Here is a 17,971-nt window from a genome sequence, read left to right on the forward strand (position 1 = left end):
ATTTGCCTGACAAGAGGAAGGTAAATCCACCTTCATTGTACTCTGTACTTTGTACTCTGCTCTATAAGTTTTTCCTAACATAACTCAATAACTTTTCCCTATCATTGAGTTCAGGTTTCTCAATTACAATTTCAAGCAATTTATTAAGTGTACTCCCAACTAATTTGCCATTTCTCATGCCAAGCTCCATTAAATCCCTTCCATTCACCTTTAAATCCTTTAGCTTAAAGCAGTCCTTTTCTTCAATTATTTTGCTAAAAGTATCTTTAATAAGAGCCATTTTTTCATATCTATCTTCATGCTTTTTAGGATTTTGTGCACTTATATCAGCTTCTTTTACCTTAAGAAGATCTATAAAATTTTCTTCTCCTATTTTGCTTAGAACTTTTCGTATTTGCTTTGCACTATTTAGCTCTGCATCGTGGAATTTAACTAAAGTTATAACCTTCCTTATGGTATCATTATCATATTTCAAATTTCTCAATATTTCTTCTGCCATATCAGAAGATTTTGCTGCATGTGCATAAAAATGATCTATACCTTTTTCATCAGTAGTTTTGCATAAAGGCTTTCCAATGTCATGAAAAAGCATAGTAAGCCTCAACGCTAAATTTTGTTCTATATACTTTATGGAATTTTGTATGTGCACTCCAACATTGTAAATGTGATACGGATTATTTTGTCTGCAATCAAAACAAACTGAATATTCTGGCATTACATCTTCTAACAATTTATATTCATTTAATTTAGCTATATAATCAGGGTTATCTGATAACAAAATTTTATTTATTTCAATTTGAATTCTTTCCTTAGATACATTTTTTATAAGTGCATGATTTTTCTTTATTGCTGCACCTGTTTCCTCTTGAAGTTTAAAACCTAGCTGTGCTGAAAATCTTACTGCCCGAAGCATTCTTAGTGCATCTTCATTAAATCTTTCATTTGCATTTCCAACACATCTAATTATTTTATTATCTAAATCCTGTTTTCCTTTAAAGTAATCCACTAGACCATTCTTTAAATTATACGCCATTGCGTTTATTGTAAAATCTCTTCTAGATAAATCCTCCCTTAAATCATCTGTAAACTCAACCTTATCCGGATGTCTTCCATCTGAATAGTCTCCATCTACTCTAAAGGTTGTTATTTCATATGGTATTTTCTCTGCAATAACCGTCACAGTACCATGCTTTATACCAGTTGGAATCACCTTATGTCCTAAAGCCTCAAATATTTTCATTGTATCCTCCGGTTTTGCTGAAGTTGTTATATCCCAATCATTCGGTTCCTTTGAAAGTAAGCTATCCCGCACACATCCACCAACAGCATAAGCCTCAAAGTTTTTTTCTTGTAATTTATTTATAATATAATCCGCCCATTTTGGCACCTTAATCATTTAATTCACCTACTTCATAACGCTTTTATTTTATAGGGTTACCAACTCAGCTATTAACTTATACATGTATCATAATTACCTGAAGATGCCCTTTTAAAACATGTATAAGTTAAGCTTCATGAATAAAAACCATATTAGATTTCTCCAATATGGCTCAAATTTCACTGAAATTTCATTATGCTTTTATAAATTACTTATTTTCTCCATAAATAAATCTTTTAATTTTAGAATAGGCATTTTCTTCACCTATTGCAAAAAAAACATCTCCTTCTTTAAATACATAACAAGGTCCAGGAGAAATTATTAATTTACCTTCTCTTCTTATTCCTACTATAGTGGCATTTGTATTTTGCCAAAAATTACTTTCAGACACGGTCTTTCCGATGATGTTAAGCCCTTTATATATTTTAAATTCAAAGGGCATAAATGGGTTAGTATTTACAAATCTATCTGAATAATCTATAAGTTCACTAATTTTCTCCTCAACCTTTTTTTCTATTGCATTTCTTTTGTCTAAAAGCTCTAAAATTTCATCTTTAGAAGAATTGATAAACCCTATGTCTTTAAATTTATTCATAAACTTAAAACAATTGTCTACTGATTTAACTATAATTCCGCTGCCCCTTATAACTTCCACTACATCCATTTCACTCAAAAGAGTAACTGCCCTTCTTATCGTTTCAGGTGAAACATTGTACTGGCTTGAAAGAGATGACCTTCCTAGAATTTTATCACCTACAGAAAAATCACCACTTAATATTCTATTTGCTATATCAATTGCTATCTTTTGATAGACAGATTTCGGCTCATACTTTGATGGCATTTAAAATTTTACTCCAATTTATAGTATATATTGAAGTAAAGCCTCCTTCCAATACATTTAACTTACTCTGTACTCTGCTTGATAAATTGCTTACCTATAGATAAACCAGTTCAACTACCAAAATCAATTTACATCATAATGCCCAGAAGATGGCATTTTGATACAAATTAATTTTGAAGTTTCAAGTTGTTTATCTTTATTACCTAAACAATAATTAGTATAAATTATAACTTTAACTATGTAAACCCTAATTCAGCATTTACCTTATGTAATAATGAAAATTGTTAACAAAATATGTCTTTACTTAAATATTAATGACAACAAACAACCTCTGTGATATAATTAAGTTGTCACTTTACAAAAATAAGTAATGTAATACTAAAAACGAGTTCTTTATCCTACAAGCTCGTAAATATAAAGGAGGTAATTAATTTGATTAAAGTAGGCATAATAGGCTTGGGCAAAACAGGAATATACGTTGCACAAAATATCTTAAAATCAGATAATATGCAAATTGTAGCAGCAATCTGCAGCCCTGGAAGTATTAAAAAAGGAATGGATTTAGGCAAATTCCTTGGGACTTCAGAAACAAATATAAAAATAGCTTCTTCTGACGAAATGGAATCTATTATTTTTAAAACTAAGCCCGACGTTGTAGTAGACTTCTCTTCGGCATCGGCAACGATGAAAAATATCCCTATTTTATCAAGAATGAAAGTAAATATTGTAATAGGCACCACAGGATTTACTAAAGAAGAAATTAAAAAAATTCAAAATTTATCCTACGAATTTAAAAATGGTATAGTCTATGCACCAAACATTACTTTAGGTGTAAACGTAGTAATGCTTCTAAGTAATATAGCCGCAACTGTATTAAACAATTATGATTTTGAAATTGTTGAGATGCATTATAAAAATAAGAAAGACTCTCCATCTGGTACTGCATTAAAACTATCAGATGAAATAGAACATGGACTTGAAGTCTCGGGAACATATGACAAAACTATTCCCATAAATGCAATACGTGCCGGTGGCATAATCGGAAAACATAAAGTTCTTATAATTGGTGAGTATGATCAAATAGAGATAAGCCACGAATCATTTTCTAGACAAGCTTTTTCACTAGGTGCTATTAAGGCAATAAATTATATTTATAATAAATCAGGCTATTATGAAATGAACAATGTGCTTAACTTAAAAGAAATATTACACGAATATATTGATACAATAGATGGTAATCTGGCCATCAACTCTTAATAAAAATGTTAATTTAGCATCAATCAATTTTTCATATCGTTTTTATAACAACTTAGCCCATTTTTTTGCAAACAAGCCATTTAGAACCTGAAAATTAAAACCGCCAAATTTATCATGGAAAATTAGAAGTATAGATAAACTTTAATAACATAAAATAGGCAAGCCATTCAAAAATTTAATAACTTGCCTATTTTAACATCAAGAAAAAATTTATTAAAAAATCTAGTACATAACCTTCCATAAAGTATTCTTTCTATCAGTATTTTATTATATTGTTAACGTTAACTCTAATTCAAATCATCATATAATTGCCACTTTCTCACATTCAAGCAATATATTCTAATGCCTTTTATGTATATATTTCACGTTAGTTGAAATGGTGCTCTAGCCCTTGTTTTTTATATCTAGCGGCTAAGACTATTGTCAACCATCCCTATCTTATAAAAAATATTTACCCAATAATTTTTTATTTACCATATTGACAACATCAATTTATGATGATACGATAAACTTGTGTTAACGTTAACGTATTTGTTTATAAAATTTAGTTATATTATACTTATAATGTTTCATATTATATTCAATAGAGGATATTCACAAGTGTACGCAAATATATACTTATAATCAACTAGTTTTATTTACATTCATCATTCAAATAATTGTTCACGTTAACAGGTCTTTGTAAACATTTACGGACTTAACTGTATTAATAAAGAGGTGTTTTACATGAAATCATATTCAAAATGGATGGCAGATTCAATAATCGCCAAAAACATAAACTTAACAGATCATTGGGGTTATGAGTATGGACTTACTTTAGACGGCATAGCAGAAGTATACAAAAATACAAAAGATAAAAAATATCTAGACTTCATAATAAAAACTATGGATCATTTTATATGTGACGATGGAACCATAGATGGATATCACCTAGATGAATATAATCTAGATCATTTAAATAATGGGAAAGTATTGATAACACTCTATAAAGAAACTGGAAATGAAAAATATAAAAAAGCCCTAGATATATTAAGAGAGCAACTTAATACTCATCCTAGGACAGAAGAAAACGTTTTTTGGCACAAAAAAATGTACCCTCATCAAATATGGCTTGATGGATTATACATGGGAGCAACTTTTTATGCTAAATATATAAAAGAATTTGGACCAAAATCAGATTTTGATGATGTAACTACCCAATTTATAATGTGTGAAAAAAATTTAAAAGATGAAAAAACGGGTCTCTTATATCACGCTTTTGATGAAGCTAAAAAGCAAATTTGGGCTGATAAAAAAACTGGTCTATCACCTCACTTCTGGGGAAGATCAATGGGGTGGTATGTAATGGCCTTAGCTGATACCCTTGAAGTTTTACCTGACGACCATAAAGATAGACCAAAGCTTATTGATATATTCAATAATTGTATACAAGCTTTACTTAAAGTTCAAGATAAAGAAAGCCACGTATGGTATCAAGTTTTAGACGAACCTACAAGAAAAGGAAACTATTTGGAAGCTTCAGGTTCATCAATGATAGTATATGCATTACTTAAAGGTACAAGAAAAGGCTATTTACCTGAAATATTAAAAGAAACTGCAAAACAAGCTTATATTGGTCTTATAGATGAATTTATCTTAGAGACTAAAACTGGACTTATAAACTTAAATAAGATTTGCTCTGTTGCTGGTTTAGGAGGAAAAGACCAAAGAGATGGAAGCTTTACCTATTATATAAGTGAACCAATAGTAAGCAATGAACCAAAAGGACTTGGACCGTTCTTACTTGCTTCAGCTGAATACGAATTACAATTTAAATCAGAGTAGAGTGATAATTGATTTTTAAGTAGTATATCTATATAATTTTACATTCTAAACGTTTAGATGTAAATTTAAGTTATAAAACTCAAATAACTACAATTTAATTGTAAATCGAGGTGATTTTTGGTGAAAAGCATTTTTAAATGTTTTCCCAATGGAAAATTTAAAGTCTTAACTATGAGTTATGATGATGGAAAATTACCTGATAAAAAATTAGTAAATATCTTTAATAAATACGGCATTAGGGGTACTTTTCACATAAATTCAGGGCTTATTGGTACAGAAAATCGCTTAAACAAAGATGAAGTTAGAAATCTTTATGTTGGACATGAAGTTTCTTCCCATACACTAACTCATCCAACACTAGCAAGATGTCCAGATGGACAAATAGTAAAACAAATTCTCGAAGACAGGGAAAACCTAGAGGAAATTGTTGGATATACCGTAAGGGGCCTTTCTTATCCCAATGGTTCCTATAACGAGTCAATAATAGAACTTCTTAAGCATTTAGGCATAGAATATTCACGAATTGTTGGGAACACCGATTCCTTTGACTTTCCCAAAGATTTTCTAGCTTGGGAAGCAACTTGTCATCATAATCATAATTTAATGGAACATGCCAAAGAGTTTGTTTCATTGCATAAAAAACAATATTTATATCTTATGTATGTTTGGGGTCACAGTTATGAATTTGAAAGAGATAATAATTGGGAACTCATAGAAAGCTTCTGTGATTACGTATCCAATAAAGATGATATTTGGTATGCAACAAATATTGAAATAGTAGATTACAAAAACTTACTAGACAACTTAAAGTTTTCTGCAAAAGGTGATTTCGTTTATAATCCATCTGCCAAATCAGCTTGGCTTACCGTTGATGGTAAACCAATAGAAATAAAAGGCGGAACTCAAATAAAATTGTTTTAAATTAAATTGGGGGTATAAATTATGAAAGAAAAAATTAAATTAAGAAATATACTTGGTTATTCAAGTATAAACTTTCTAGGCAGCGGAGCCCAAGGTTTAATGTCCGCTTGGCTATTATTCTTTTATACTACAGTTTGTGGAATTAATCCAATAAAGGCAGGATCTATATTCGGAATTGCCCGACTTATAGATGCCATCGGAAATCCAGTATTAGGTTTTATAAGTGATGGCTTAGGTCAAACAAAATTTGGTAGGCGATTTGGAAGAAGAAAGCCAATTATCGCAATTGGAATAGTTGGAATAGCTATTATATTCCCTTGCCTATGGATATCAGGTAAATCATTTATTTATTATTTTGTTGTTAATATGATATATGAAATATCTTATACTCTTATTTTCGTACCTGGAACAACCCTTCCAGCTGAAATGACTCAAAATGCTGCTGAAAAAGCAAAACTTATTGGTGGTAAACAATACTGTGGTACTTTAGCAGGTTTTATATCTGGTTTACTAACTGCTTATATTTTTGGTCATTATGGCAAAACTTCTGCTACATCCTTTTGGTATATAGGCCTTGTTTGGGGTATCATAAACACAGTAGCTTTATTATTCTTCATATTTAATGTATATGAAAGAGATCCTAAGACAGCGGTCTACGAAGATTCTGCAACTTCTCTTTTAGAAGTATTTAAAAAGCTTGGAGTAGATTTAGTTTCCTGCATGAGAAACAGAGCTTTTAGACTTCACAGTACTATGTGGTTCTTAGGTAGTGTTTACAAGCAACTTGCAGGTGGAGTTCTTACTTTCTTTGCAGTATATGTTTTAAGTTTAAATACAGTTAACGTATCTGCCGTAAATAGTATTTCTTCTGGACTTTCTCTTGTAGCCGTTTTTGTATATATAATAATAGCCTATAAAATTGGTGGCCCAAAAACTTATAAAATAGGTACTGTAATAATCTTTGCTACACTTTTAGGCTACGTATACCTCGCATTTACAGGGCACAATTCTATGACTTTAATTTTATTTACAGTTTTCTCTATCGTTAACATCATAGGTAAAGCAGCTGTTGATTATGTTCCAACTTACCAAATGGGTTTCATTGCAGATATAGATGAAGCCATTACTTTAAAAAGAAGAGAAGGTATTTACAATGGAATTAACGGCTTATTCGGTAAGCTTGCTACTTCAATAGAATCCTTTGTACTTGGAATTGGGTTATCTGTATTTGGTTTCATAAGTACAAGTGCAAAAGCTAAGCATTTTCCAAAACAACCTACTAGTGCAATAACTGGTATTTCTGTAGTTACAATTGTATTTCCAATAGTATTACTTTTAATCGCTTGGATTGCAGCTTCAAGATTTAAACTTACAAAAGAAACTCACAAAGCCTTAGTTGATGAAGTAGAAAGAATTAAAACTGGAGGTTCAATGTCTGATGTAACTCCAGAAGCAAAAGCAGCTGTTGAAGCATTAACAGGCTGGAAATACGAACAATGTTTTGGACATAATAATGTAGCCTATACTAATAAAGTTGCTAACACAAGTTCTACTACGTTATAAGAATATATAAACCTTAATTAAAGGATTTGTCGCAATAAGCTCATTTAATGAATAACTTAAAATTATTGCGAATTAATTTAATCAATTCACAATTCACAGTTCACAATGCACAATGAAGGATGATTTGCCTTCCTTACGTCAGGTAAATCTTAAACTTAAATATTATAAGCTTCGCTTAGCACCATAAATGGTGCTATTGCGAAAGCAATAAAAAAATAAGTTTTAAGATTTTATGTAGCTTTGCTACATAAAATCATCCTTCATTGTGAATTGTGCATCGTGAATTGTGAATTGATTTAATTCGCAATATTTAAATTTTTGTCAAAAATATTTTTGTGCCACAGTTCCAAAACTAACAAATTAGAGGTGAGTTTTAATGGACGAAATAAAAAAATGGAAGAATATATGCAAAGCAAAAAAAATAGTTGAAACGTTAAATAAAAGACACTTTAAAGCCTCCTACGTAGAAACTTTAGAGGATGCTAAGAAACTTCTTCTTTCTATGATTGATGAAGGTTCAAGTGTAGCTATGGGAGGTTCAACTACTCTTGGTGAAATGGGACTCGTTGATATTTTAAGAAATGGAAACTATAAATTTTTTGATAGATATCAAGATTTGCCCTTTAATCCCGATATAGTTGAAATTCACAGACAAGCTTTAACTGCAGATTATTTAATTACAGGAACTAATGCAATTACTGAAAATGGCGAACTAGTTAATACTGATTGCACTGGTAACAGAGTTGCCCCAATGATTTTCGGACCTAAAAATGTAATAATAGTAGCAGGAGTAAACAAGATTGTAGAAAACATAGATGCTGCCTTTAAGCGAATAAGAGAAATAGCTCCTATGAACTCTAAGAGAATACATCACGAAACTCCATGTGTTGAAACAGGTTTTTGTGTTGATTGTGATTGTAAAAAAAGAATATGTAACTTTACAACAATCATCCACAATGGAATAAAATTTGAAGGAAGAATCAAGATCATCATAATAGCCGATGAACTTGGCTACTAAAATGAGGAGTGAATAATTATGAATTTAAATTTAGTTGCATCAACATCTACATCTGCTTCATTTGAAATAAAAAATTGTGAGTGTTTCTATTTAAAAAATAAAGCTGATTTATACTTAAATGGTGAAAAAATTTTTACAACTGATGAAAATGTCTTTACAATAACCGATTTAAAACCCAATACAAATTATAATGTTTTTATTGAAGATACTTTAACTAAAGATAAAAGCCCTATTTTAAATATAAAAACACATTTTGAAGTTGCTTCAATAAATGTATTAGATTTTGGAGCTGTGGGTGATGGTAAAACTGTAGTAACTGCATTTTTACAAGCTGCAATTCAATGCTGTCCTACCAATGGAAGAGTTATAATACCTGAAGGAACCTATCTTACAGGACCTTTATTTCTAAAAAGTGATATAACTATTGAATTAAAAAAAGGAGCAACTCTACTTGGATTAAAGGAAAGAGAAAATTATCCTATACTTAAAGGTACAATCACTGGTACTGAAAAAGATTTTTATCTTGGATCTTGGGAAGGAAATGAAGCTGACTGCTTTGCAAGCTTAATTACAGGAATTGCTGTCCACAACGTGAATATTATAGGCAGCGGTACTATAGACGGTAACGCTGATTATGACACTTGGTGGTTTAAAGCAAAGGAAAAAAGAATAGCCTGGAGACCAAGAACTATATTTTTAAACTCCTGCAAAAATATACTTATGGAAGGAATAACTATAAAAAATTCTCCTTCTTGGACAATCCATCCTTTAATGTGTGAAGAATTAAAATTTATAAAACTCGACATACAAAACCCTTTTGATGCTCCAAATACAGATGCATTAGACCCAGAATCTTCAAAGGATGTTCTTATACTCGGAAATACTTTTTCTGTTGGAGATGACTGCATAGCAATAAAATCAGGCAAAATAGATATAAGCAAAAAAAATCCTGTTCCTTCAGAAAATATATCAATTAGAAACTGCAATATGAAATTTGGACATGGTGCGGTAGTTCTTGGAAGTGAAATGTCCTCTGGAATTAAATCTATTTTTATAGAAAAATGTATATTTGATTCCACCGATAGAGGCCTTAGAATAAAGACAAGAAGAGGACGTGGTTCAAAGGGAATTATAGATAACATTCATGTAAAAAATATAAAAATGGACAAGGTCTTAACTCCTTTTGCTATAAATTCATTTTATTACTGCGATGCAGATGGTAAAACGAAATATGTATGGGATAAAGAAAAACTACCCGTAGATGACAGAACCCCTTATATTGGAGAAATATATATAGAAAATGTTACCTGCACAGATGCTAAAGTTTGTGCAACCTTCATGTACGGTCTTCCGGAACAAAAAATTGAGAGAGTTGAAATGAAAAATGTATCCGTTGAATTCGATGAAAACGCCGAAGAAGGCTATGCTGATATGATGAGTTTTCTAGAACCAATGAAGAGACATGGAATGTATTTTAACAATATAAATCATCTACTTCTTAAAAATGTAACTATTGAAAAAGCTTTAACTGATAAAATAACTACATTAAATGTTGATGATTATGCAAATTAAAATGGGTAATACGTAACTTAAAATTATTGCGAAGTAATTTAATCAATTCACAATTCACAGTTCACAATGCACAATGAAGGTTGATTTGCCTTCCTTTTGTCAGGCAAATCTTAAATTATAAGCTTCGCTTAGCACCATAAATGGTGCTATTGCGTAAGCAATAAAAAAATAAGTTATAAGATTTTCTGTAGCTTTGCTACAGAAAATCCACCTTCATTGTGAATTGTGCATCGTGAATTGTGAATTGATTTAATTCGCAATCTTTAAGATTTGTGTATTAAATAATTTCGTGCGTCGTACCCTTTTCCTTACTTTCTTATAGTATTAAGTTTATACATCATATACAATTTTTTATTTAAGGGATCTATTCTATACTTTTCTCTAGTTTTACCTAATTTTAAAGGTATCTTTCTAAATCCATGAAATTTAGTTACAAACATTCCTTTTCCTTCTGTGTATGAAGAAACTTCTAGATTATATTTTTGTTAGGTATTTACAGGTACTAAACCTTGAATTATAATATCTTCTCCGCTTAATACTGGATTTTGAAAATCAGCTCTAAGCTTATTCAAATCTGAAACTGCCTTTCCACACACATTTTTATTAATTTTAAGTTGAAATTCATACATCGGCTCCAAAAGTTCCGTCTTTGCATTATTGATTGCATTCATAAGCACCATTGGCGTTAAATTTCTAAAATCCGCTGGAGTACTCATCACACTATCAAAAACTCCGTAATTAAGGGTTATTTTTATATCTGTAACCTCCCAGCCCAAAAGTCCCTGCTTTAATGTATCGTACACGGCTTCTTCAATAGCATTTTGAAAAGTCCTTGGCAAATACCCTGTTGTTATTTCTGACACATAAACTACACCTTTTCCACGCTCTATGGGTTCTACCTTCAAACCAACTCCTGCTGCAAAGAAGCTGCCCTTTTCCCAAATTCTTGTTATCGCCACTCCCTCTTTTGCAGGTGTTTCTTTATATATAATTGAAGCATCAGCTATTTTGACTTTTATTCCATAATTAACTTCAAGAATCGTCTTAATTATTTCCATTTGAACTTCTCCAAAAAAGTTAATATAAATTTCTTCATTAAATTCACCAACTTCAAGCTGCAAAAGTGGATCTTCTTCCGAAAGTAAAGTCAAAGCCTCGTACAAGCTTATATTATCTTCCTGAGAAATCGGTGTAATCTGAGATTTTAATACAGGCTGTGCTAAATTTATATTTCTAATTTTTTTATGTCCATCGCCTAAAATATCCCCAATTCTAACATTTTTTAACCCATACAACACACCTATATCCCCCGCAACCACACTTCCAGCCTCTACACTTTTTCCATCAACTAAATCATTTATTCCTTTCACTTTTTCAATATTGTTTTTATGATAAATCGTAATGGTATCTCTCAAATTTATTTTTCCATTAAATAGTCTTACATAAACTTTTTTATTTTTCACATTGGAATTATCTATTTTAAAAACAACTCCTGACAATGGCTTTGCTTCATCCCCCATTGAATATGGAAGATATTTAATTATTGCATTCATTAAATTTGTTATGCCAATCCCTTTTAAAGCTGACCCCAGCAGTACCGGATAAACCTTTGCCCTCCTTGACTTAAGTTCTATTTTTCTTTCAAGGTTTCTCCTCTTAATGCTTTCTCCGTTCACATAGTCCTCAAGTAACTTTTCATCTATATCACACAAGTTTTCTATTATGTCCTCCATAGCTGAATTAGAATGAGGTTTTCAATAACAGTTGTCTTGCCTGCATCAACATGTGCAACTATTCCTATATTAATTTTATTCAAAAATATCATCCTTCCAAATTTAGCAACTTTAAAAATAACAAGTTCGCAGCAAGGTGGAAATCCACTATTAATTATTTCTAAAAATGCCTCATCCCTGAACCAGATGCAACATCTGAAGGCAAAAAAATACTGCAAGATAACTCCTGCAGTATAAATTTTATTGCATATGAGAATGTGAAGAAAGGTATTCTATAGGTTTTACTATACCGCACAAAAGCCTTTGAGCGGCTCGTAAAAAAGAATACCTATATTTTCACATACTCCTATAATAAAAACACCATAACCAATGGTGCTATCTTATCATTGTCTAAACCGATTCAACTAATGAACTCTATATGCAAATGCTTATTTTATGTCAAATTAATCTTAAGCATACGAATTTATTAGATGTGCAGTCTCATATTTACCATCACTAGTAGTTGCATACTTTATATTTTTGTCATCTATGTTCAGTAGCACTCCATTTCTAGAGTTTTTTAGTTCATCATCAGTAGCATACTCAAATTTCCCACTTACGACAATTACATCACCAGTAGGCGTCAATTGATATATATTTTCAGATGTAGAATCATCTTTAGCTTGTACTTTAGATGCCTTTTCATTTTCAAGTGTGTCATTTTTAGATTTCATTTTAGCTACCGCTTCATTTCTCCTATGTCTATTTTGTAAGCCTAGCATTATATTGTTACTTAGTGAATTAATATGCATAAAAACACTTCCTTTCACTAAATTATCGAATACTTTGCTTATAAGTTTATATATGTAAAATAAGTAAAACTAATGTTTTTTAGTGCATTGCTACCTTGCAAGTAGAATAGCTGCCTAACAGTTGCAATTGCATTTATGTTATTCTAAAAAAAGTATCAACCTTTTGATTGATACTTTTCTTGAATAATTATTTTCTAAATAAATAGATTTACGTTAGAATCTTCTGCTTCACCCAGGTAATATCCAACTCCACCAATTTTAACGCCATCAATTAATTCTTCCTTCTTTATGCCCATTACATCCATAGACATCTGGCAAGCCACTATTTCTATACCACTTTGAGTGGCTGCTTTTATTAAATCTTCAAGTGAAGTAACATTTTTATCTTTCATCACTTTTCTTATCATTTGAGGACCCATTCCAAGCATATTCATTTTTGAAAGTTTTAATTTTTTGCTTCCTCTTGGCATCATCATTCCAAACATTTTATCCATAAAGCCTTTTTTAACATTTACTTTTTCTTCTTTTCTAAGAATATTTAATCCCCAGAAGGTGAAGAACATTGTAACTTTTTTTCCCATAGAAGCTGCACCATTTGCTATTATAAAAGAAGCTATTGCCTTATCCAAATCACCGCTGAAAACTACCATAGTTTTGTTATCTTTAGCAGCTACCTGCACAGGCTTATTTTCTTCCTCTCCGCCTTTTTTTATATATGCAATTATAGTACTTCCTTCTTTTTTCAAATCTAAAAGTTCATTATTAGTTCTTTTACACCAAGCTTTTATATCTTCATAAAAACCCGGATCTGATGCTGTAACTTTTAAGATCTGTCCTTTTTTCATATCATCTAAGCATGCTTTTACCTGCATAAGTGGTCCTGGGCAACATAATCCACATGCATCAAAGCTTTTGTCAAAATTGTCCTTTTTCTCCACTGCAACCTCTTCTATAGTTTGATTGTTATTCGCCATATTATCTACTCCCCTTGGCTTAAAGCTCAATGCAGATAAAGATTTATAGCCTCCTGTTACATTCTTCACCTTGAAGCCATTTTGCATTAATATCCTTTGAGCAACATAACCTCTAAGTCCAACCTGGCAATATACTATTATTTCTTTATTTTTATCAAGTTCCTGCATCCTATTTCTCATATCATCCACTGGAAGGTTTAAAGCTCCATCCACGTGTCCATTGCTATACTCAATATCTGAACGTACATCCACCACAATAGAATTTTCCTTATTGTAATTTAAAAACTCCATTGGTGTAATAACCTCTGCTTTTCCCGTAAGCACATTTTCTGCTGCAAACCCTGCCATATTTACAGGGTCCTTTGCGGATGAATACGGTGGTGCATAGGAAAGTTCAAGTTCTGCTAGGTCATAAACTGTTCCGCCTAATCTTATAACTGAAGCAATAACATCAATTCTTTTTTCAACACCATCATATCCAACAGCCTGTGCCCCTAATATTTTCCCACTGTCATTAAATATAAGTTTTATTGATAGAGGAAGTGCTCCTGGATAGTAGGAAGCATGTGAAACTGGGTGAACAAATATAACTTTATGTGCAATATTTAATCTATCTAAAGTTCTTTCATTATTACCTGTGCTAGCTGCTGTTAAATTAAAAACTTTGATTACTGAAGTCCCTTGAGTTCCTTTAAAGGAGGTATTTAAACCGCAAACATTATCTGCTGCAATTCTGCCCTGTTTATTTGCAGGTCCTGCAAGTGCTATTGCTGTTTTTCCCTTATTAATAAAATCAACAACCTCTACAGCATCCCCAACTGCAAATACATCTTTTATGTTTGTTTCCATTTTATCGTTTGTTATTATATGACCTCTTGGTCCAAACTCAATTCCACTATCTTTTAAAAATGCTGTATCTGGAGTTACTCCTATTGCAAGTACAACAAGTTCTGCGTTAATTTTAGTGCCACTATTTAATGTAATTTCAATCTGCTCTCCCTGCTCCTTAAAACCTTTTACTCCATCATTTAAAACTAAATTAACTCCGTTGTCCTCTAATTCTTTTTCTGCCATTATTGACATATCTGTATCAAAAGGTGCTAAAATGTGAGGAGCAGCTTCAACTAAAACTACATTTATTCCTCTTTCTTTTAGGTTTTCTGCTGTTTCAACTCCAACAAAGCCTCCGCCAATAACTACAGCACTTTTTACATTTTTGCCATCTACAGTATTCTTTATTTTATCCATATCAGGAATATTTCTAAGTGTCATTATTCTACTGCTGTTTATTCCTTCTATATTTGGCTTAATTGCCTTTGCTCCCGGTGATAAAATTATATAGTCATAGCTTTCTTCATAAGTTCCTTTTTCTTTACTATTAACCCTCACCTTTTTGTTTTGTGTATCTAAACCTGTTACTTCGCTATTTATTCTAACATCTATATTAAATCTATTTTTCATGCTCTCTGGCGTTTGAACAATTAACTTTTCTCTTTCTTTAATATTTTCTCCAATGTGATATGGAAGACCACAATTGGCAAAGGATATATACTGATCTCTTTCAAACATTATTATTTCTATATTTTCATCTAATCTTCTGAGTCTTGCAGCGGCTGAAGCTCCTCCTGCAACTCCTCCAACTATAATTACTTTTTTCATTTTTCATCACCTCAAAATAATATTTTTACTATTTCTGCAACCTTGTCATTGCAAACACTATAATATATTTCAAGTCCGTTTCTTCTTCCTTCAATAATCTTTGCACTTCTAAGCTTCTGTAAGTGCTGTGATATTGTAGACTGAGGACACTCCAAACAATTTGTCATATAAGTTACGTTGCATTCGCCCTTTTCAAGCAAGCCCTTTACTATGCATAATCTCATTGGATGGGCAAGCGTCTTTAAAAGTTCTGCTGCCTCGTTATATTCAGAAACATCCTTATTCATCTTCATTCCTACTTTCTTTCTAATCACTATATTCATATATTACGATATATTGATTAAAAAGTCAACTTAATTTTGAAGTTTCAAGTAATTTATCGCTAACTATATTTGACGTTTATTGCTAACATTTATATAATTATAGTGAACTGTTATACCTATCAATATTAATTTTTGTTAACATACTTTACTTAAAATTTATTTAAGGAGGCTAATAATGAAGGATCTAGAATATATAATAATTTTTCTTTCAAATATATTAACAGGTTTCGCTTTTGTTTTTTCGGTATATTATTTTATCATTGCTTTATTTGGAATCTACAAAAAAAAGACTTCAAATACTGTAAAACCAGAAAAAAGATTTGCATTAATAGTAGCTGCTCATAATGAAGAGGTCGTCGTTAAGGATATAGTAGTTAGTTTAAACAATTTAGATTATCCAAAAGAATTATACGACACATTTGTAATTGCCGATAATTGCACTGATAACACTGCAAAAATAGCTACTGAAACTGGAGCTTTAGTTTATGAAAGATTTAATGACAAGAAAAAGGGTAAGGGTTACGCATTAGAGTGGATGTTTGATAAAATATTTCACATGGACAAAAAATATGATGCTGTTTGTATTTTTGACGCAGATAATCTTGTTTCTAAAAATTTTTTGAAGGAAATGAATAAAAAACTTTGCTCAGGTTCCAAAGTAATTCAGGGTTATTTAGATAGCAAAAATCCAATGGATACTTGGATTACAGGGAGTTATTCAATAACCTTTTGGGCTAACAATAGAATGGCTCAACTTGCAAGAATTAATATGGGAATTTCAAGTCAGCTTGGTGGGACTGGCTGTTGTATAGATACTGAACTAATAAAAAAATTAGGCTGGGGAGCAACCTGTTTAACAGAAGATTTGGAATTCACTTGTAAGTTAGTATCTAATGGTTATAAAGTTGATTTTGCCTATGATGCTATTGTTTATGATGAAAAACCTCTTACCTTAGTACAATCCTGGAGACAAAGGAAAAGATGGATGCAGGGGTTTGTAGATGTAAGCAGCAGATACTTTTTTAAGCTTATGAAATTTGGAATTAAAGAGAGAAGCCTTACAGCAATAGATTGTGCAATATATACTATTCAGCCATTGCTATTTATTTTATTTGGATTGACCACAGTCATAGGTGTATTCAAGATGATTTTGGGATTGTATGAATATATAATGAATAGTTATAATAATGTTGTTACTGGCGGTATCGCCTCGAACATTACTGCATTTGTTATATTTGCTAGTTTTGTTGGCTTAACAATGTATTTATATACACCTATTTTACTTATTGGAGAAAAGAAATTTAATTTTAAGGTACTAATATATTATATAATAATGCCTATTTATATAGTAACTTGGTTACCTATTTGTATACAAGCAATTATTGATAAAGACAATAAAGAATGGGATCATACAATACATAGTAGAAGTGTCAACATTAGTGATCTTGAAAAAACGCGCTAAAAAAACTTTACATGATTTACTGTAAATTACAATTTTAAAAGCAGAGTACAGATGACGGAGTACAGAGTACAGTGAATGATGATTTACCTTTCGTTTTACTCAGGCAAATCTTAACCTTAAATGGTGTCAGCTTCGCTGAGCGCCATAAATGGCACAATTGCGCAGCAATAAAAAAAATAAGTTTTTAGATTTTTCTACGCTCGCGTAGAAAAATCATCCTTCACTGTACTCTGTACTCCGTACTCTGAGTTAAATTGTAATTTAACAGTATGAATTTGGTATTATAAATTTTAACTTTTCAAATTGCTTATCCATAGATAAGTTTATAGTATCTATCGATAGTATCCCTTATTTCTTCTATATTTATATATCTTGCTTGCCTTATAGTTTCTTTCCCTTCTACATATATAATAACCGCCGGAAGGGTAAATATACTATACGAAGCAGCCAATTTTATATTACCTTCTACATCTATATCAACACTTTTAATCTTAGGATATGCCTTAAGTACTTTATCTAGTTCCGGTTTGATTACCTTGCATATACCACAGCTCTCACTGCTAAAATATATTAGCGAAATTTCGCTTGTGTTTATTAGAGTTTCTATTTCCTCTTTTGAGTGTATTTTACCCAATTTTTATCACCTCTAAAATTA

General features: G+C 31.2%; 16 protein-coding genes. 7 read left to right on the forward strand and 9 right to left on the reverse strand.

All coding sequences use genetic code 11. The features are described 5' to 3' along the window. Window positions 1-61: 61 nt before the first annotated feature. Both CUEA01_RS22295 and CUEA01_RS22300 read right to left on the reverse strand, forming a co-directional pair. Window positions 62-1,396, reverse strand: a complete 1,335-nt coding sequence (locus tag CUEA01_RS22295; protein ID WP_234124388.1) for a CCA tRNA nucleotidyltransferase — start codon at window positions 1,394-1,396, stop codon at window positions 62-64. A 190-nt stretch (window positions 1,397-1,586) separates the two neighbouring features. Then, on the reverse strand, window positions 1,587-2,219 hold the full coding sequence (locus CUEA01_RS22300; protein WP_234124389.1) for a TrkA C-terminal domain-containing protein: 633 nt from the start codon (window positions 2,217-2,219) through the stop codon (window positions 1,587-1,589). 432 nt (window positions 2,220-2,651) lie between these two features. Here CUEA01_RS22300 and dapB point away from each other — a divergent pair, with 432 nt between their 5' ends. The 6 genes from dapB (at window position 2,652) to CUEA01_RS22330 (ending at window position 10,374) form a co-directional block, all read left to right on the forward strand. Further along, window positions 2,652-3,476: a 4-hydroxy-tetrahydrodipicolinate reductase gene (gene dapB / locus CUEA01_RS22305; protein WP_234124391.1), complete on the forward strand. Its 825-nt coding sequence runs from the start codon at window positions 2,652-2,654 to the stop codon at window positions 3,474-3,476. Between the two features lie 726 nt (window positions 3,477-4,202). After that, entirely contained in the window at window positions 4,203-5,300 is a 1,098-nt protein-coding gene (locus tag CUEA01_RS22310; RefSeq protein WP_234124392.1) for a glycoside hydrolase family 88/105 protein, read from the forward strand. A gap of 120 nt (window positions 5,301-5,420) precedes the next feature. Next, window positions 5,421-6,221, forward strand: a complete 801-nt coding sequence (locus CUEA01_RS22315; protein ID WP_234124394.1) for a polysaccharide deacetylase family protein — start codon at window positions 5,421-5,423, stop codon at window positions 6,219-6,221. A gap of 21 nt (window positions 6,222-6,242) precedes the next feature. Continuing rightward, the gene (locus CUEA01_RS22320; RefSeq protein ID WP_234124396.1) at window positions 6,243-7,784 is read left to right on the forward strand and encodes an MFS transporter; all 1,542 of its coding nucleotides are present in this window, start codon (window positions 6,243-6,245) and stop codon (window positions 7,782-7,784) included. Window positions 7,785-8,160: 376 nt separating this feature from the next. Next, entirely contained in the window at window positions 8,161-8,802 is a 642-nt protein-coding gene (locus CUEA01_RS22325; protein WP_234124398.1) for a lactate utilization protein, read from the forward strand. An 18-nt stretch (window positions 8,803-8,820) separates the two neighbouring features. After that, on the forward strand, window positions 8,821-10,374 hold the full coding sequence (locus tag CUEA01_RS22330) for a glycoside hydrolase family 28 protein (protein WP_234124400.1): 1,554 nt from the start codon (window positions 8,821-8,823) through the stop codon (window positions 10,372-10,374). A gap of 308 nt (window positions 10,375-10,682) precedes the next feature. Here the strand turns inward: CUEA01_RS22330 and CUEA01_RS25020 are convergent, their stop codons facing one another. The 6 genes from CUEA01_RS25020 to CUEA01_RS22355 form a co-directional block, all read right to left on the reverse strand. Next, window positions 10,683-10,814: a hypothetical protein gene (locus tag CUEA01_RS25020; RefSeq protein WP_268906376.1), complete on the reverse strand. Its 132-nt coding sequence runs from the start codon at window positions 10,812-10,814 to the stop codon at window positions 10,683-10,685. Window positions 10,815-10,859: 45 nt separating this feature from the next. Continuing rightward, a complete protein-coding gene (locus CUEA01_RS22335; RefSeq protein WP_234124402.1) occupies window positions 10,860-12,107 on the reverse strand; it encodes a translation factor GTPase family protein in 1,248 nt (415 codons plus the stop codon). Continuing rightward, window positions 12,095-12,325: a GTP-binding protein gene (locus CUEA01_RS22340; RefSeq protein WP_234124403.1), complete on the reverse strand. Its 231-nt coding sequence runs from the start codon at window positions 12,323-12,325 to the stop codon at window positions 12,095-12,097. Before CUEA01_RS22340 ends, CUEA01_RS22335 begins: the two co-directional genes overlap by 13 nt. Window positions 12,326-12,556: 231 nt before the next feature. After that, on the reverse strand, window positions 12,557-12,898 hold the full coding sequence (locus CUEA01_RS22345; protein ID WP_234124405.1) for a hypothetical protein: 342 nt from the start codon (window positions 12,896-12,898) through the stop codon (window positions 12,557-12,559). A gap of 194 nt (window positions 12,899-13,092) precedes the next feature. Next, window positions 13,093-15,531, reverse strand: a complete 2,439-nt coding sequence (locus CUEA01_RS22350; protein ID WP_234124407.1) for a DsrE/DsrF/DrsH-like family protein — start codon at window positions 15,529-15,531, stop codon at window positions 13,093-13,095. An 11-nt stretch (window positions 15,532-15,542) separates the two neighbouring features. Beyond that, window positions 15,543-15,818, reverse strand: coding sequence for an ArsR/SmtB family transcription factor (locus tag CUEA01_RS22355; protein ID WP_234124777.1), 276 nt, complete (start codon window positions 15,816-15,818; stop codon window positions 15,543-15,545). Window positions 15,819-16,029: 211 nt separating this feature from the next. Here CUEA01_RS22355 and CUEA01_RS22360 point away from each other — a divergent pair, with 211 nt between their 5' ends. After that, a complete protein-coding gene (locus CUEA01_RS22360) occupies window positions 16,030-17,316 on the forward strand; it encodes a glycosyltransferase family 2 protein (RefSeq protein ID WP_234124408.1) in 1,287 nt (428 codons plus the stop codon). Window positions 17,317-17,623: 307 nt separating this feature from the next. On the opposite strand, the gene CUEA01_RS22365 is transcribed toward CUEA01_RS22360, so the two are convergent. After that, window positions 17,624-17,950 carry a thioredoxin family protein gene (locus CUEA01_RS22365; RefSeq protein ID WP_234124409.1) on the reverse strand — a complete coding sequence of 109 codons (327 nt, stop codon included), beginning with the start codon at window positions 17,948-17,950 and terminating at the stop codon, window positions 17,624-17,626. Window positions 17,951-17,971 lie beyond the last annotated feature (21 nt).

The organism is Clostridium hydrogenum, from assembly GCF_021432385.1.
Classification (GTDB): domain Bacteria; phylum Bacillota; class Clostridia; order Clostridiales; family Clostridiaceae; genus Clostridium_S; species Clostridium_S hydrogenum.

Excerpts from the sequence above, each read along its gene's own strand:
- CUEA01_RS22360 (WP_234124408.1), top strand. The coding sequence starts at position 16,030 with ATGAAGGATCTAGAATATATAATAATTTTTCTTTCAAATATATTAACA.
- CUEA01_RS22295 (WP_234124388.1), bottom strand. The coding sequence starts at position 1,396 with ATGATTAAGGTGCCAAAATGGGCGGATTATATTATAAATAAATTACAA.
- CUEA01_RS22300 (WP_234124389.1), bottom strand. The coding sequence starts at position 2,219 with ATGCCATCAAAGTATGAGCCGAAATCTGTCTATCAAAAGATAGCAATT.
- CUEA01_RS25020 (WP_268906376.1), bottom strand. The coding sequence starts at position 10,814 with ATGTTTGTAACTAAATTTCATGGATTTAGAAAGATACCTTTAAAATTA.
- CUEA01_RS22310 (WP_234124392.1), top strand. The coding sequence starts at position 4,203 with ATGAAATCATATTCAAAATGGATGGCAGATTCAATAATCGCCAAAAAC.
- CUEA01_RS22325 (WP_234124398.1), top strand. The coding sequence starts at position 8,161 with ATGGACGAAATAAAAAAATGGAAGAATATATGCAAAGCAAAAAAAATA.
- CUEA01_RS22350 (WP_234124407.1), bottom strand. The coding sequence starts at position 15,531 with ATGAAAAAAGTAATTATAGTTGGAGGAGTTGCAGGAGGAGCTTCAGCC.
- CUEA01_RS22355 (WP_234124777.1), bottom strand. The coding sequence starts at position 15,818 with ATGAATAAGGATGTTTCTGAATATAACGAGGCAGCAGAACTTTTAAAG.
- CUEA01_RS22345 (WP_234124405.1), bottom strand. The coding sequence starts at position 12,898 with ATGCATATTAATTCACTAAGTAACAATATAATGCTAGGCTTACAAAAT.
- CUEA01_RS22330 (WP_234124400.1), top strand. The coding sequence starts at position 8,821 with ATGAATTTAAATTTAGTTGCATCAACATCTACATCTGCTTCATTTGAA.
- CUEA01_RS22335 (WP_234124402.1), bottom strand. The coding sequence starts at position 12,107 with ATGGAGGACATAATAGAAAACTTGTGTGATATAGATGAAAAGTTACTT.
- CUEA01_RS22320 (WP_234124396.1), top strand. The coding sequence starts at position 6,243 with ATGAAAGAAAAAATTAAATTAAGAAATATACTTGGTTATTCAAGTATA.